Origin of the sequence: Rhizobium sp. M10 (assembly GCF_002531955.1) — a bacterium.
In the GTDB taxonomy this organism is placed as follows: domain Bacteria; phylum Pseudomonadota; class Alphaproteobacteria; order Rhizobiales; family Rhizobiaceae; genus Rhizobium; species Rhizobium etli_C.
In genome coordinates this window covers 12,681-26,650 of the sequence record NZ_NWTA01000001.1, presented here as the reverse complement: position 1 = coordinate 26,650, position 13,970 = coordinate 12,681, and the positions used below count along the sequence as shown (strand labels likewise).

The following is a 13,970-nucleotide window of genomic DNA, read 5'->3' as shown; positions in this document are numbered from 1 at the left end:
ATGATGCCTACCACGCAAAGTGAGCCGGCTTGCCGCCCGCCGGATATGATTTCGAGTCTGTACCGCGCCAGATCAAAACAAAATTCCTGAAAATGTCGAGCCTGTTGACAAAAGCCCTGCCGAATAACCGCTGCTATTCAGGCAAACCATTGCATCACGAGATAGACCCCCGCCTTTGCGAGGCCGTAAATCACGCCGCCGGCAATGACGAGCGACACCGCGGTCATGATGAAGCCGATGAGCGCGAAGAGCCCGTCGCGGCCCATGATGCCGAAAGCGAAGACCGAGATCGTGATCGCCGGCAGGATATTGCCGAGCGGAACCGGCAGCACCAGCACGATCGACAGCAGCAAGCATGCGAGACCGGCGAAATACTCCGCCGGCGGCTCGGCGAAGATGGCAAGCCTCGGCTTCAGCATGCGTTCGGCCCAGGCGAGCCAGCGATGGATGCGGACGACGACGCTCTCGAAATCCTCCCGCAGCACCGAACGGTCGGCGATCGCCCTGGGCAGCCAGGGTTTTAACCCGAAGGTCAGCTGCGCCGCCAGAAAGACCAAAGGCGCACCGAGCAGGGCGGAGGTGCCGGGCGGTGTGGGAAACGCGTTCGGCAGCGCGAAGATCAGCATCAGCGCGCTGATCGCCCTGTCGCCCATCGTCTGGAACAGATCACCGATCGAAATCCGCTCACGGCTGCGGTCGGCGGCCAACTGCCGCAGGATGGATGAGAGGCGGCGGCCTTTGGCCCGTGGCGGACGTGGTCTTCGGCGTTTGTTGGAATCGGCGTTTTCGATTGTCATGATACCGGTGGATGATGGAAGTGCGGAATCCGATTTTGGCAGCGCAATATGCCAATTGAATGACTTATGCGGTCAGAATTACGGCACAACCCTGAACCCGAGGAGGGAATGAAGGCTTGTAATTCCCCGCCAACAGTGCGAGCAGACGGCCCAGATCAGGAAAGCGGCAGAATGGCAATGATCATTTCGTTCGACATCGGCGGCTCCGCCATCAAGGGCGGCATCGCCCGCTCCGAGACGGACATCGTGCCGCTCGGCCGCCGGCCGACGCCGAAGGATGATTTCGCCGCTTTCGTCGACACCCTGCGCGCCATCATCGCCGAAACCGGCGAAGCGCCGAGCCGCATCGCGCTGTCCATCGCCGGCGTCGTCGATCCCGATACGCAGCGGTTGATCTGCGCCAACATTCCCTGCATCCATGGCCGCGCACTCGCCGCCGATCTCGAAGCCGAACTCGGTCTGCCGGCACTGATCGCCAACGACGCCGACTGCTTCGCCATCGCCGAAGCCGGCCTCGGCGCCGGTCGCGGCCACCGCATCGTCTTCGGCGCCATCCTCGGCACCGGCGTCGGCGGCGGATTGGTCGCCGACGGGCGCCTCGTCAACGAAGCCGGCGGCTTTGCCGGCGAGTGGGGTCATGGCCCGATCATCGCGTCGGCAGCCGGCAATCCGCCAGTCGCCATTCCCGCCTATGCCTGCGGCTGCGGCCAGAAAGGCTGCGTCGATACGGTCGGCGGCGCCCGCGGCCTGGAGCGCCTGCACAAGACGCTGCACGATCTCGATCTTTCCAGCGAAGAGATCATCGGTCAATGGCAGCAAGGCGAGGAGAGGGCGACACGCACCATCGACGTCTATGTCGATCTCGTCGCCTCGCCCCTGGCGCTGACGATCAACATCACCGGCGCGACCATCGTGCCGGTCGGCGGCGGCCTGTCCAACGTCGAGCCCTTGCTTGCCGAACTCGACCACGCCGTGCGCGCCCGCATCCTGCGCAAGTTCGACCGGCCGCTGGTGGTGCGCAGCCAATGCCGCATCGAACCCGGCCTGATCGGCGCCGCGCTGCTGGGGTTGAAGGCCGAGGCAGCCGCTCTTTAAAGTACCGGCCACATCCGCACGATCGCTGCAAACCGATCCCAGTCCTTGCGCGTCAGAGGTGTCCATGCCGCTTCGGCGATTGCCGGAAGACGCGGAAAGACCAGCCGGTTGAAATGGGCGCGCGAGGCGACATTGCCGCCCCAGATGCAGGCTTGGATGCCGAGTATCTTGTCCCTCAAGGCCTCCGGCAGCCCGTCCTCGGCCTCATAAGCATAGGTGCGTTCCGGCGGCGTGAAACCGGCCCAACTGGCGCCGGGCTCGTCCCAGGCTTCGGCCTGGGCCATGTCGAGATAACAGGCCTGTCCGGGCGTCATCACCACGTCGTAGCCGTCCTTTGCCAGCGCGAGGCCGAGCTCGGGCTTTTCCCAGGCCATCAGCAGCGTGCCGTCACGATCGACGCCGCCGCCGTGCGATACTTCGTTCCAGCCGGCGAGCTTCTTGCCGCGCTGCGACAGCATGGCTTTGATGCGCTTCAGGAAATAGGATTGCAGCGCGGCGGTGCCGGCAAGCCCCTCCCGCTCCATCAGCGTCTTGCAGAGCGGCGAGGGAAGCCAGGCCCCCTCGGCCACCTCGTCGCCGCCGATATGGACATATTCGCCGGGAAACAGCACCACGATCTCGTCGAACACCTTGCCGAGGAATTCATAGGTGAATTCGACCGCCGGGTTGAGGGCGTTGTTGGTATAGCCCTGCGGCGAGCGGTAACTGTGCGGCGGCTCCTGCCGGTCGACGAGATCGGGAAGCGCAGAGAGCGCCGCGGCGCTATGGCCGGGAATATCGATTTCTGGCACCACCTCGATGTGCAGCGAGGCGGCATGCGCAACGATGCGCCTGACGTCGTCCTGTGTATAGTGGCCGACGCGCGCGTCCTGCCCATCGCCGAAGTCAGGTACGAGCGTTTCATCCGGCCCGCGCTCTGCGCTCGCTCCCATCAGTTCGGGATAGGCCTTGATCTCCAGCCGCCAGGCTTCGTCGTCGGTCAGGTGCCAGTGGAAGATATTGAGCTTGTTCCAGGCGAGGATATCGATCAGCCGCATGACATCAGCCACCGGATAAAACTGCCCCGCCACGTCGAGGTGGCAGCCGCGCCAGCCATGACGCGGCTGGTCGGCAATCGTGCCGAAATTCGGAAATTTGAAGACGTCGCGGTCGGCGCGGGCGCCGTGCAGCAGTTGCGCCAGGCTGATCAGCCCATAGTGCCGCCCCGCTGCATCCGCGCTCGAAAGCACGATCTCCCGCGCGGTGAAACGCAGTTCGTAAGCAAAGGCTGCGATCGACGATTCGGTGACGAAACGAATGGCCCGCCCGCCCTTGACGGCGGCAAGCGAGAACGGCGCGGGCTCGGCAGGATAGAGCCGCTGGTAAAGCGCAAGAAGCAGAGAGAGTGCCTTGATCGCATCCGGCCGGGTCCTTTCGGCAGGATAGAGGACGGGGGGCAGATCTCCCGCCTTCAGCCCGAGCGACAGCGGCCAAGGCAGCAGCGCAAAGGGTTCCTCGACCCGGCCCGGCGGCAGCAGCGGCGGCGTCACACCGCCGTCCCCGCCTTCAAGCATGAGATCGCCGAAACCGACCGCAACGCGACGGCCGTCCGCCAGCGTCAGACGGGCCGATTTGATGCCGTCGGTCCGATGTTTCGGTTCGTCGGCCAGCCCCTCGACGGTGAACCGCCAGTGCCCACCCGGGGGAATGCTCAGCCCCTCGGGCGGCAGGAATTCATGGAAATTCGCGACCTGCCGCCGCATGCCGGCACCGTCGCAGACATAGGTGTCGGCAATCCGCGTCGGTGATCTATAGGCAAGCGCGAAGCCGGAAAGCGGTTCGGACGAAAGATTGAAGAGCGTCAAGGTCAGGTGGCCGGAACCGCCCTCGACCGGGCTCCAGCTCGCTTCCAGATGGTAATCGGCCATGGTCGTGCCTCCCTCCGCGAATTGATCCGCGGCAATGCATGGCCGCGATCGCGGCGGATCTCTCGGCATGCTTTCGCAAGCTTAGCTTTTTCGAGATGGCAATGGAATCGGCCGCCCGAGTTCAAGGCGGAACGGCCTGCGCGGAGGGGCGGTCCGCGTTTGCGTGAACCGCCCTAGGAAACGCGCTTTGACAGGGATGACGACCCCGCAAAGGAAAACGGCACGGCTTTCGCCGCGCCGTCCTCACTCAGCTGCCAACGCCGGCGGATGTCTGTCATCCGCCTCTTCCTGGATGGCGTCGGCATCCCTGCCCGGCTCGTTCTTTGCCTTCGGCTCTCGGCCGAAGAAAAGCGCGTAGCCGGCAGGCAGAACCAGGATGGTGAGCACTGTCGCAACCAGGATGCCGCCCATCATCGCGTAGGCGAGCGGCCCCCAGAAGACGCCGCGCGAGATCGGGATCAGCGCCAGCACCGCGGTCAGCGCCGTCAGCATGATCGGCCGGAAACGCCGCACGGCAGCACCGACGATCGCCTCCTGCCGGTGCATGCCGGCCTTGATATCCTGGTCGATCTGATCGACGAGGATGATCGAGTTGCGCATGATGATGCCGAGCAGCGCGATGACGCCGAGGATCGCCACGAAGCCGAAGGGCGCGCCGCTGATCAGCAAGGCGGCCGCCGCACCGATGATGCCGAGCGGGCCGGTGGCGAGCACCAGCATCGCCTTGCCGAAATGCTGCAGCTGTATCATCAGCAGCACGATGATGACGGCCAGCATGATCGGTGCCTTGGCGGCGATCGACATCTGGCTTTCCGCCGCATCCTCGGCGCCGCCCTGGATCTCGACCTTGTAGCCGGCCGGCAGCCTGTCGCGCAGGTCCTGCATGTCGGCATACATCTTCATGACCACGTCGTTCGGCTGCACGCCGTCCGGCAGCGTCGCACGCACGGTGATGGTCGGCAGCCGGTCGCGCCGCCATTCGATGCCCTGCTCCATGACGGGCACGACCTTGGCGACCTGCGAGACCGGCACGAAGCCGCCGAAATCCGTCGGGACATAGACCGAATTGACTGCCGACAGCAGCGAGCGGCTGGAATCCGGCTCACGGGCGACGATCGAGACCGTCTCCTCGCCGTCGCGGAAATCGTCGAGCGGCGCCCCGGACATGGCGGTCTGCAGCATCTGGCGCACGCGCTGCGAGGTGACGCCGAGTGCCCGGGCGCGGTCCTGGTCGATCACCAGCTTCATCGCCGGCACCTGTTCCAGCCAGTCGTCATGGATGGCGCCGAGCATCGGATTGGCCTCAAAGCGGGCCTTCACCTGGTCGGCGATCGCTCGCACTTCCTGGCGGTCCGGTCCCATGACGCGCATCTGCACCGGCCAGCCGGTCGGCGGACCGAGGAACAGGCGGTCGACCTTGCCGCGGATATCGGGGAAGTCTTCCGCAAGGATCGTCCGCAGCTTGACGATCAGCCGTTCGCGCGCCGGTTCGTCATTGGCCATGACGAGGAGCTGGGCGAAGTTCGGATTGCGCAGCTGCTGGTCGAGCGGCAGGAAGAAGCGCGGCGCGCCTTCGCCGATATAGGTGGCGATGAACCGCTTGTCGGGATCATCCATCATCTTGGCTTCGAGCGCCTTTGCCTGCACCTCGACTTCCTTGATGCTGGTGCCCTCGGGCAGCCAGAGATCGACGAGAATTTCCGGCCGCGACGATTGCGGGAAGAAATTCTGCGGAATGAACTGGAAGGCCCAGAGGCTGGTGACGAAGGTGCCGAGCGTCAAGAGCAGCACGATGACCCGGTGGCGGACCGCCCAGCCGACGGTGCCGCGCAACCGGCGATAGAAGCCGGTGTCGAAGGCATCGTGATGCTCGCCGGCGTGATGGCGCTGCTTGAGGATCATGTAGCCGAGCCAGGGCGTAAAGTAGACGGCGACGAACCACGAAGTCACCAGCGCGATGCCGACGACATAAAACAGCGACCTGACATATTCGCCGGCCGTCGATGCGGCGAAGCCGACCGGAATGAAGCCGGCCGTGGTGATCAGCGTGCCGGTCAGCATCGGGAAGGCGGTCGAGGAATAGGCAAAACTTGCCGCTTCGATCTTGACCAGCCCCTCCTCCAGCTTTCGCTCCATCATCTCGACGACGATCATCGCATCGTCGACGAGCAGGCCGAGCGCGATGATCAGCGCGCCGAGCGAGATGCGCTGCAGGTCGATGCCGAGTTCGTACATCAGCGCAAAGGTGGCAGCGAGCACCAGCGGAATGGCAATGGCGATGACGAGACCCGAGCGCCAGCCGATCGACAGGAACGAGACGACAAGCACGATGACGAGGGCTTCACCGAGCGCATGCATGAATTCGCTGATCGCATCCGTCACCACGTCGGGCTGGTTGGCGATCTGGTCGACGGCGACGCCGTAAGGCAGCGCGTCCTCGAAGCGCTGATAGGTCGCCTCCACGCCCTTGCCGACATCGGTGACATTGAAACCCTTGGCCATCACCACGCCGACCTGGACGCTGTCATGGCCGTTGAAGCGGTACTTGCGCTGATAGGGGTCCTCGAGGCCGGAACTGACGGTGGCGATATCGCCGAGGCGCGTCACCTGGCCGCCGGCACGAAGGCGCAGCTCGCGGATATCGGCCGCCTTCTTGACGTCGCCTTCGACGGAGATGCGCACCGAGCGCAGGCCGGTATCGACGGAGCCGGCCGGATCGACGTTGTTCTGGCCCTTGACGGCATTCTGCAGGTCGAGGATCGTCAGGCCGCGCTCGGCGAGCGCCTTGGACGAGACATCGATATAGATCTTCTCCGGCTGGTCACCGATGATGACCGCCTTCTCGACGCCCGGCGTCGTCAGCAGCATGTCGCGCGCCTGGATCGCGAATTTTTTCAGTTCCGGATAGGAATAACCGTCGCCGCTGATCGAGTGCAGCGTGATGAAAGTATCGCCGAATTCGTCGTTGAAATAGGGGCCGAGCAGGCCCTGCGGCAGCTCGCTGGAGATGTCGCCGACCTTCTTGCGCACCTGGTAGAAGGCATCCGCCACGTCTTTCGAATTCGTGTCGCCCTCGACCTGCAGGGTGATGATCGCACTGCCGCCCCGCGTATAGGACTTCACCCAGTCGATATGCGGCGTTTCCTGCAGCTTGCGCTCGATCTTGTTGACCACCTGGTCTTCCATCTCCTGGATGGAAGCACCTGGCCAGATCGCCTGCACCACCATGACGCGGAAGGTGAATTCCGGATCCTCGCGCTGGCCCATGCGCATCAGGCCGAGCACACCGGTGATAATAATCAGGCCGAAGAGGAAGCGGGCGATGCTCGGATGGCCGATCGCCCAGCGCGACAGATTGAAGGGCCGCTTTTCAGTGGTGGTGGCATCCATGGTTTTCTTCCCTTTGCGACGCGATCAGCGGACTGTCTGGTCCGTGGCGGCCAGGGCCGATTGCTGGTCCGGCACCTTCACCTTCAGATTTTCGTGCATGAACTGCGTGCCGGCGGCAACGACGAGATCGCCGGTATCGAGGCCCTCGGTCACATGCACGCCGTCGCCGGTGAAATCGGCGACCTTGATGTCGCGGCCATGCACGGTCGCCGTGTCGCGGTCGACGGTCCAGACCATCTGCTTGCCGTCCTTTTCAGCGAGCGCGCTGAGCGGGATCGAGACGTAGCTGTTGCCGTTGCTGATATCGGCCTCGATCGTCGCCGTCATGCCGAGAAGCACGCGCGGATCGTTCGGCAGGCTCACCCGAACCGCAAAGGTGCGCGACTGCTGGTCGGCACTGCCGGAAACCTCGCGCACCTTGCCGTCGAGCACCAGCCTGTCGTCGGCCCAGAAGCTTGCCTTGACCGTCTTGCCCGGCTTGAATTCGGCGATATCGTTTTCCGGAACGGCGATCTGCACTTCCTTCTCGCCGTCGACGGCAACGGTGACGACCGGGGTACCGGAGCCGACCACCTGGCCGATATCGGCATTGATCGATGTGACGATGCCGCTCTGACCGGCCTTGAGATCGGTGTAGCTCACCTGGTTCTTCGCCTGATCGAGCGCCGAGAGCGCGGCATCGCGCTGCGAGATCGCCTGGTCATGGCTGAGGGCGGCCTGTTCGAGCTGCGACTTCGGGGCGACGCTTTTGTCGAACAGCTGCTCGGCGCGTTTGTTGGCCAGATCGGCGGTTTCAACGCCCCTTTCGGCCGCGGCGAGATTGGCTTCCGCCGTCTTGACCGCCAGCTGGTAATCGGTGGCGTCGATGCGGGCAAGAGCGTCGCCCAGCGTCACCCGATCGCCGATATCGACGAGGCGTTCGGTGATCTTGCCGGCGACGCGAAAGCCGAGGTTCATCTCCGTGCGCGCCTTGACCGAGCCGGAATAATCGAGCTTGCGGGTGTCGCCGGCCCTGGCGATCTCGACGACCTTCACCGGCCGGATGACCTCTTTCACCTCGGCCTTCTCCTCCGAGCAGGCGGAAAGGCCGATGCCGACGGCGCTGACGAGCACGAGGCTGGCGACGGACGGCATGCGGTGACTGAGGGTCTTGAGCGAAAACATCTTCCGCACTCCTGGATCGTTTCGGGGGATTCGGCGGCGGCTGCCGCCCGTTATTTCTTCAGCGCCCTGATCACATAATCGATCAGTTCGTCGACGCTCGCGCGGTTGGTTTTGGCAAGACATTGCGCCACCATCTGCGGGTGGCAAAGATTGATCGTCGCCGCGCCGAAGCAGCGCGAGGCAACGACCGGATCCTGCTCGGCAAACTCGCCGGCCGCGATCCCTTCAGCGATGATTTCGGCAATGAGATCATGGACGCGGTCGATATGCTTCTCGATGACATGCCAGTCGCGCTCGATCGCGACGATGATCATCTCATGCACCTTCATCTCGTCGAGCATCAGATCGAGCGTCAACTGATGCTGGGTCTCGACATAGCGGCGCAGCCGCTCGCTGGCGCTGATCGGCTGGTGGCGGATGTCGTAGGCGATTTGATAGGCCGTGGCGAGCATGCGCCCGCAGAGCGCCTGGTGGATTTCCACCTTCGAGGCGAAGAACCGATAGATATTGGCCGGCGACATGCCGAGATCGCGGGCAATGTCGGCCACCGTCGTCTTGCTGTAGCCATAGTGGCGAAACAGCCGCTCGGCCGCATCGAGAATGCGGGTGACATTCTCCTGCCGGGTGACGTCGAGCGTATTTTCCGCAATGTCGTTCATGGTTTTCGGAGTCCGAATTACGACTGACGATTTTCGAATTTCGTCAGTCGTAAAATATCAGCCGGCATTTGTCAATATACCGACACGGCAATGCGGCGCGAAGGGGCTCCTGCCATCGCAGCAGCCCGGCGCATTGAACACAGCGGATTCTCGGAAAGACGCGAGGAAATTGGAAAGTGCCGCGACAGAAAGGCGCGGCACTTCCCGTCGGCGGCAGCAGCAATCAGGCGAGCTTGACGTCGAGCGTGATCGGAACGGCGGCGAGCGCCTTGGAAATCGGGCAGCCGGCCTTCGCCTTATTGGCGAGTTCGGTAAAGGTCGCCTCGTCGGCGCCGGGGATGCGGCCGGAGAGGGAAAGATGGATGGCGGTGACGGCAAAGCCGCCCTCGACGCTTTCGAGCGTCACCTTGGCGGAGGTTTCCATATGCTCGGCGGTGAAACCGGCTTCACCGAGGATCAAGGACAGCGCCATGGTGAAGCAGCCGGCATGGGCAGCACCGATCAGCTCTTCCGGGTTGGTGCCGGGAATGCCTTCGAAGCGGCTGGCAAAGCCGTAAGGATAGTCCGTCAGGGCGCCGCTCTGCGTCGAGATCAGGCCTTTGCCGTCTTTAAGGCCACCGGTCCAATGGGCCGAAGCCGTGCGATTGATCTGCATGCCGTCCTCCTGTTTCGATTGTGCTTTCGAGGAAGCGGCAGGGTGCCGCTCCATGCCTGCGGGAGATCAGATTGTCTTCCCGATGGCAATATAATGCTCTATCGCCAGAAGACGACAGGCCTGTAAAAATCAGCCGGCTTGAAGCCCCTTCAGACGGAATGCTGCAGCACGCTGAGGCCGCCGTCGATCGTCAGGCAGGTCGCGTTCATGAACGGGCACTCGTCGGAGATCATGAACACCGCCGCCATGGCGATCTCCTCCGGTGTTGCGATCCGCCCGCCGGGATGCAGCCTCATCGTCGCGGCCCTTGCCGCTTCCGGATCGGGAAAGCTGTTCCAGTAATCGATCACCTTCTGCGTCGAGACATAGCCCGGCGCCAGCGCGTTGACCCGGATATTGCGGGCCGCATATTCGAGACCGAGCGACTTCGTCATGCCCAGCAATGCATGTTTTGCCAGCGGATAGGGAAATGTGTGCGGGATGACGGTGAAGGCATGCGTCGAGGCAATGTTGAGAATGACGCCGCCGCCGTGTTCGATCAGGCCCGGCAGCACCGCCTTGCAACAATTCCATGCGCCCTTGAGGTTGATGTCGAAACAGCGGTTCCATTCGTCGTCGGTCGTGGCGAGCGGCTCGGCAAAGACGTTGACCCCCGCATTGTTGACGAGCGCGTTCAGCGGACCGATCTCCTCATTCGCCTCGGCAACCACCCGCGTGATCGTTCCGGCATCGGTTATATCGGCTGGCAGATAACCGACCTGGGCGCCGGTGCTTGCGAGATCCGCCGCTGCCCGAGCCAGCAGCGCCGCATCGCGGTCAACGAGATAGACGGCCGCATCCTCGCTGATGAACGCCTTCGCGATCGCAAGGCCGATACCTTGCGCAGCGCCCGTTATCAGGATGTTCTTGCCGTGCAGACGGTTGCTCATCATCTTCCCTCCGGTTGAACCGGCAGCGCCGACAGCTCGATCGTGACCTTGCCGGAAAGAACCTCACCCGGCGAAAGCGGTATGAGGCCTCCGAACTCAGGCAGGTGATGGCCGTTCGGCAGATGGCTCATCGGCTCGAGGCAGAAGAAATCCGTGCGGTCGGTCCGCATATACAGCATGAACCGGCCGAGCGCGGCATCGGCTTCCAGCGCCGCCTGAATTGAAAGCTCCGGCCAGGCGATGGCTGCCCGCCCGTCCCATCCCTCGAAGGTATTGTTCATCCAGAGCCGCGGCAGCGGCTTGCCGGAGCTGAAATCGAAATCATCAGGAACCGGCCCGGGTTCTCCGGGGAGATGGTCGTGCCGCTCGTTCCAGAAGCGTTCGGCGGCAATCGTCAACCGCGTTTCCGGCGTCCTGACGAAGAAAGGATGCTGGCCGAGGCCGAAGGGCAGAGCCGCCTCACCGCGGTTCTCCACGGAGAGCGTCAGCGCCAGTTGATTGCCGGCAAGACGGATCTCCTGCCGGGCGAGATAGGCGTAGGGCGAAATGCCGTCAGGATCTCTGGAAAAGCCGAGCTGCACATGCTCGGGGCTCGATTCCTCCACCTGCCAAAGGCTGATCCAGCCGTCGCCGTGCAGGTAGAGAGGATCGTGACAATTTCGCTGGAAGACATAGTCGCGTCCGCCGAAGGACATGGCATTGCCTTCCACCCGGTTGCCGAACGGCACCATGGGAAAATTCGCGAAATTTCCGCCTGGGCCGCCGGCTGGAAGGAGAAAGGGCTTGCCCCGAAACGTTGCGGCGGTGACGGCAGCGCCCCGGCGGCTGACCCTGACCGAGAGGTCGCCGTGGCTCAGCTCGATGTCATCTCCGCCATGTCCGTTGTTCATCCACGTCGTCCCGCGGCCGAAGATCTCAAATTGTCGAGCAGCACCGCGATCAGCAGGATCAGCCCGCGCACGACATACTGATAGAATGCCTGGATATTGAGGAGATTCATAACGTTTTCGGCAATGCCCATGATCAGCACGCCGACAATGACGCCGCTCATCGCCGCCCGGCCGCCGGCCAGCGAAACCCCGCCAAGAACGCAGGCCGAAATCACCGACAGCTCGAGCCCGGTCGCCGCATTCGGCTGGCCGGAGGTGATGCGCGAGGCAAGCAGGATGCCGGCAATGCCGCAGACGAGGCCCTGCAGCGCAAAGATCCAGATGCGCGTGTTGACGACATTGACGCCGGCAAGCCGCGAGGCCTCGGGATTGCCGCCGATCGCCAGCGTGTTTTTGCCGAAGACGGTGCGGTTGAGCACGAAGCCGAAGACGACGAAAAGGATCAGCATGATCCAGATCGGCGTCGGCACGGTGGCAAAGCGCGACAGGGCGAGTTGATAGAAGGCCGGGTCATTGATGCCGACGGCGCGGCCATCCGAGGCGATCAGCGCCAGCCCGCGCACGATCTGCATCGTCGCAAGCGTGGTGATCAGCGCGTTGATGCGAAAGCGGGCAATGACGATGCCGTTGACGAAACCGACGACGGCGCCACACAGCAGGGCGGCCAGCAGACCGACCGGAATCGAGCCCGTCGCGTTCGAGACCATAACGGCGATCATGCCGGAGAAGGCGACGATCGAGCCGACCGAAAGATCGAAATCGCGCGATGCCAAGCAGAACATCATCGTGCAGGCGACGATGCCGATGGTGACGACCGACTGCAAGAGCCCCAGCATGTTTCGCTCGGTCAGGAAGTTCGGGACGAAGAGCGAGACGACCACGAAGGCGGCGGCGAAGATCACCACCAGCCCCTGTTCGCCGAGAAGGGTTTTTTTCAACGCGTTCATTGTCCGTATTCCTGATCTTAAATGGTGCCGGCGGCGTTCTTGTCGGGCAGTGCCGCCGTCAGGATGCTGCGCTCGTCGAAATCCGGCCGGGCGACATTGGCCGCCACCCTGCCCTGGCACATCACCATGATGCGATCGCAGATGCCCATGACTTCGGGCAACTCGCTCGAGATCACCACGATCGCCATGCCGCCGGCTGCCAGCTCATAGAGGATGTCGTAAATTTCCGACTTCGCCCCGACATCGATACCGCGGGTCGGCTCGTCGATGACGAGAACCTTGATGCCCTGCTCGGAGAGCCAGCGCCCGAGAATGACCTTCTGCTGATTGCCGCCCGAGAGATTGACGATGTCCTGTCGGCGCGACGGTGTGCGCACTCGAAGCTTGGCGATAAATTGGTCTGCCTGTGCCGCCTCCATCTTCGGCTTGAGAATGCCGAAGGGCGAAAAGTGCCGGCGTGATGAAATGGCGATGTTCTCTTCGATCGACCGACCTTGGATGATGCCGTCGAATTTACGATCCTCCGGGCAGAGCACCATGCCGGCCTTGATGGCAGCCTTCGGATTGTTGGGCGAGACGGCAATGCTGTCGATCGTGGCCTGGCCCTGATCTCTGGCATCGGCGCCATAAAGCAGCCGCGCCATCTCACTGCGGCCGGCGCCGATCAGGCCGAAGAAGCCGAGAATTTCGCCCTGGCGCACGGAAAAACTGATCGGATTGCGTAGCCTCGGCCCGGATAGGCCCCTGACCTCCAGCCGGATGTCGCCGAGCGCGCGTTCGCGCCATCCCCAGACATTGCTGATCTCGCGCCCGACCATTTCCGAAATGATCTGTTCGCGCGTCGTCTCGGCGATCTTCGGGTGATGGGCGGCAAGCTTGCCGTCGCGCAGCACCGTCAGGCTGTCGCAAAGTCGAAAAATCTCGTCGAGACGATGCGAGACGTAAAGGATGACGGCTCCCCTCGCCTTCAGCCTGCCGATCAGCGAAAACAGGATTTCGCTTTCACGCGAAGAAAGCGAGGAAGTCGGCTCGTCGAGCGCGATCACCCGCGCGTCGAGCATCACGGCCTTGGCGATCTCGATCATCTGCCGCGCGCCGATCGAAAGCGAGCTGACCTTGGCCGACGGATCGACATCGATGCCGATCTCCTCGAGTTTCGCGCGCACCGTTTCGATCAGCCTCTTCGACTGGATGACGCCGCCCTTGGCCGGAAAGCGCCCGAGCCAGAGGTTTTCGGCCACCGTCAACTCCGGGACGAGCTGCAGCTCCTGATGGATGACGACAATGCCGGCATGGAAGGCGTCGCGCACGGAGGTGTATTTTTGTTCCTCACCATCGATGAAGATGCTGCCGTCATCGGCGGTCTGATCGCCGGAAAGGACGCGGATCAGCGTTGATTTGCCGGCGCCGTTTTCGCCCATCAGGCCGTGGACGGCGCCCTTCTCGACGGTGAAGGAAACATTCGCCAGCGCCTGCACGCCGGGATAGCCCTTGGAAATATTGTTGAATTCGAGGAAAGCCATCACCGCTCCGCCGA

The 13,970-nt window shown here is 63.3% G+C and carries 11 protein-coding genes; 1 reads left to right on the top strand and 10 read right to left on the bottom strand.

All coding sequences use genetic code 11. The features are described from left to right. Positions 1-137: 137 nt before the first annotated feature. Positions 138-716, bottom strand: a complete 579-nt coding sequence (locus CO671_RS00110) for an exopolysaccharide biosynthesis protein (RefSeq protein WP_170964909.1) — start codon at positions 714-716, stop codon at positions 138-140. Positions 717-974: 258 nt separating this feature from the next. Here CO671_RS00110 and CO671_RS00105 point away from each other — a divergent pair, with 258 nt between their 5' ends. Next, positions 975-1,892 carry an ROK family protein gene (locus tag CO671_RS00105; protein WP_097604068.1) on the top strand — a complete coding sequence of 306 codons (918 nt, stop codon included), beginning with the start codon at positions 975-977 and terminating at the stop codon, positions 1,890-1,892. On the opposite strand, the gene CO671_RS00100 is transcribed toward CO671_RS00105, so the two are convergent. The 9 genes from CO671_RS00100 to araG form a co-directional block, all read right to left on the bottom strand. Next, a complete protein-coding gene (locus tag CO671_RS00100) occupies positions 1,889-3,799 on the bottom strand; it encodes a family 20 glycosylhydrolase (protein WP_097603839.1) in 1,911 nt (636 codons plus the stop codon). The genes CO671_RS00105 and CO671_RS00100 overlap by 4 nt on opposite strands. 243 nt (positions 3,800-4,042) lie before the next feature. Then, positions 4,043-7,189 (bottom strand): efflux RND transporter permease subunit, encoded by a 3,147-nt coding sequence (locus tag CO671_RS00095; RefSeq protein ID WP_097603838.1) that lies wholly within the window; start codon positions 7,187-7,189, stop codon positions 4,043-4,045. Positions 7,190-7,213: 24 nt separating this feature from the next. Continuing rightward, on the bottom strand, positions 7,214-8,353 hold the full coding sequence (locus CO671_RS00090; protein ID WP_097603837.1) for an efflux RND transporter periplasmic adaptor subunit: 1,140 nt from the start codon (positions 8,351-8,353) through the stop codon (positions 7,214-7,216). 50 nt (positions 8,354-8,403) lie between these two features. Next, the gene (locus CO671_RS00085) at positions 8,404-9,012 is read right to left on the bottom strand and encodes a TetR family transcriptional regulator (protein WP_064694220.1); all 609 of its coding nucleotides are present in this window, start codon (positions 9,010-9,012) and stop codon (positions 8,404-8,406) included. Between the two features lie 223 nt (positions 9,013-9,235). Then, positions 9,236-9,667, bottom strand: a complete 432-nt coding sequence (locus tag CO671_RS00080) for an OsmC family protein (RefSeq protein ID WP_010028352.1) — start codon at positions 9,665-9,667, stop codon at positions 9,236-9,238. A gap of 149 nt (positions 9,668-9,816) precedes the next feature. Further along, positions 9,817-10,596, bottom strand: a complete 780-nt coding sequence (locus CO671_RS00075; RefSeq protein WP_097603836.1) for an SDR family oxidoreductase — start codon at positions 10,594-10,596, stop codon at positions 9,817-9,819. After that, the gene (locus CO671_RS00070; protein ID WP_097603835.1) at positions 10,596-11,486 is read right to left on the bottom strand and encodes an aldose 1-epimerase; all 891 of its coding nucleotides are present in this window, start codon (positions 11,484-11,486) and stop codon (positions 10,596-10,598) included. The genes CO671_RS00075 and CO671_RS00070 overlap by 1 nt, the downstream gene beginning before the upstream one ends. Then, positions 11,483-12,433 carry an L-arabinose ABC transporter permease AraH gene (araH, locus tag CO671_RS00065; RefSeq protein ID WP_097603834.1) on the bottom strand — a complete coding sequence of 317 codons (951 nt, stop codon included), beginning with the start codon at positions 12,431-12,433 and terminating at the stop codon, positions 11,483-11,485. The genes CO671_RS00070 and araH overlap by 4 nt, the downstream gene beginning before the upstream one ends. Positions 12,434-12,450: 17 nt before the next feature. Then, the gene (gene araG, locus CO671_RS00060) at positions 12,451-13,956 is read right to left on the bottom strand and encodes an L-arabinose ABC transporter ATP-binding protein AraG (RefSeq protein ID WP_097603833.1); all 1,506 of its coding nucleotides are present in this window, start codon (positions 13,954-13,956) and stop codon (positions 12,451-12,453) included. Positions 13,957-13,970 lie beyond the last annotated feature (14 nt).

Bases quoted from the DNA above. Each gene is read 5' to 3' on its own strand.
- CO671_RS00075 (WP_097603836.1), bottom strand. From the start codon at position 10,596: ATGAGCAACCGTCTGCACGGCAAGAACATCCTGATAACGGGCGCTGCG.
- CO671_RS00100 (WP_097603839.1), bottom strand. From the start codon at position 3,799: ATGGCCGATTACCATCTGGAAGCGAGCTGGAGCCCGGTCGAGGGCGGT.
- araH (WP_097603834.1), bottom strand. From the start codon at position 12,433: ATGAACGCGTTGAAAAAAACCCTTCTCGGCGAACAGGGGCTGGTGGTG.
- CO671_RS00095 (WP_097603838.1), bottom strand. From the start codon at position 7,189: ATGGATGCCACCACCACTGAAAAGCGGCCCTTCAATCTGTCGCGCTGG.
- araG (WP_097603833.1), bottom strand. From the start codon at position 13,956: ATGGCTTTCCTCGAATTCAACAATATTTCCAAGGGCTATCCCGGCGTG.
- CO671_RS00070 (WP_097603835.1), bottom strand. From the start codon at position 11,486: ATGAACAACGGACATGGCGGAGATGACATCGAGCTGAGCCACGGCGAC.
- CO671_RS00080 (WP_010028352.1), bottom strand. From the start codon at position 9,667: ATGCAGATCAATCGCACGGCTTCGGCCCATTGGACCGGTGGCCTTAAA.
- CO671_RS00085 (WP_064694220.1), bottom strand. From the start codon at position 9,012: ATGAACGACATTGCGGAAAATACGCTCGACGTCACCCGGCAGGAGAAT.
- CO671_RS00105 (WP_097604068.1), top strand. From the start codon at position 975: ATGATCATTTCGTTCGACATCGGCGGCTCCGCCATCAAGGGCGGCATC.
- CO671_RS00090 (WP_097603837.1), bottom strand. From the start codon at position 8,353: ATGTTTTCGCTCAAGACCCTCAGTCACCGCATGCCGTCCGTCGCCAGC.